Source organism: Mesorhizobium sp. M7A.F.Ca.AU.002.02.1.1 (assembly GCF_003998535.1).
Lineage (GTDB): Bacteria > Pseudomonadota > Alphaproteobacteria > Rhizobiales > Rhizobiaceae > Mesorhizobium > Mesorhizobium ciceri.
The window spans coordinates 1-1,419 of the sequence record NZ_RZPB01001132.1 but is presented as its reverse complement, the minus strand read 5'-3'; the positions used below and the strand labels follow the sequence as shown (position 1 = coordinate 1,419).

Below are 1,419 nucleotides of genomic sequence, written 5' to 3'. Positions count from 1 at the left end.
GGGCGAAGGTGCCGACGCCGGCACGACGGTCGCAGGCTCGGCGGATGTGGCTGCAACTGCCGCCGTGTCCGGCGCATTGGCGGCCGGTCCGCCGGAGGCCGCGGTGGCGGCGGGTTGCTCCGAGATGGCGCCTTCGACCGGTGGCAAGCCACTGTCATCGGCGTTTTGCGGCGTGGCGATCTCGGGAGCCGGAGGTTGCTCGGCCGCGACAGGGGCAGGCTTTTCCGCCGGAAGGGCGGTGGGCGGCGCGACGACCTCGCCGGCAATGGCCTGAGCGGCGTCGAGCAAGGCGCGGTCGCCCTCCGACAGCCGGCTGCGATCGATCTTGCCGAGCTTGGCACGAATGTCCTCGATTGTGCCCGAGGTGACGGTGGAAAGGCTGGCATAGAGCAGGGCGCGTGGATCGTCCTGATTGGTGTTGCCGTCACGGCCCTGCTCGGCCCGCGCCGAAGCGAAGGCCGAAAGGTCGTTCAGGCCGTCTATCGCGGCACGGCGGGCGATGCGCAGATAGATCACCTTCTCGCGCTCGGGATCCATCATCGAGGTGATGTCGCCCAGCTTGTCCTGGCTGATCGACATGTGCAGCGCGATGACGCCGGAGACAAAGGAGTCCGCGAACTGGCTGGCATAGGGCGAATAGAGGTAGCGCTCGACATACTGGGTGGAAGCAAGGGCGAAACGTGCCGCGTCGCCTTGCGCGACTGCAAGGCCGACCGAACGGCGAAGTGCCGCCTCCTCGACCAGCGTGCCGGGGCTGAGCAATCTTGCCTCGTCGAGCAGACCGAGTGCGGTCGCCGGTTGATCGCCGGCAAGCAGCGAGCCTTTGACCAAAGCGAGGAAGGCGCCGAGATCCGGAGGCAGCGCCATGGGATCGATCGGCCTCAAGGCTTCGATAGCCTTGCCGGGCCGGCCGTTGAGGTACTCAATCACGCCTTTGGCGATGGCAAGGCTTTGCGGGTCCGCCGTAGCGCGCGACGTGGCCGCTTCGACGGTCACCGGGTTGCCGCCGCTCATGCCGTAGACAAGCAGGGCCCGAAAATTCTTGGGATCCTTGTAGTCCTCGGCATTCGCCGCGCGCAGGCGCGTATCCGTCATCTCGAGCAGCTTGGCCTGCATCGGCAGGGCGGCATGATCCCCGGCGGCTATGCGGTCCTGGATGAGTTGCAGCGAGCGCACCAGCTGATACGGCTGCAGGGCCTCCTGGGCGAAACCAGTGGACGGGTGTCCGCCGGCCAGCAGCAACAGGCCAATCAACCGGCGGGTGACGGCCGCTCGCTTCATCCGCCGGTCGCCATCAGGATCTCGATGCGGCGGTTCGCGGCCGCCAATGGATCGGCTGCTATTTTCGGCTGGCGGTCCGCGAAACCGGCGACCTCGGTGATGCGGCGTTCGTCGACGCCGCCGCGCACGAGCATGTAG

At 67.4% G+C, this 1,419-nt stretch carries 1 protein-coding gene and 1 pseudogene; both read right to left on the bottom strand.

The window, feature by feature from the left end; translation table 11 throughout:
- Positions 1 to 1,281, bottom strand: a 1,281-nt coding sequence (locus tag EN879_RS35785; RefSeq protein ID WP_127274708.1) for a chemotaxis protein MotC, incomplete at its 3' end; no start/stop codon positions are given.
- Positions 1,278 to 1,419 (bottom strand): annotated as a pseudogene (locus tag EN879_RS40395) (MotB family protein); the annotation flags it as partial. The gene EN879_RS35785 and the pseudogene EN879_RS40395, both read right to left, overlap by 4 nt.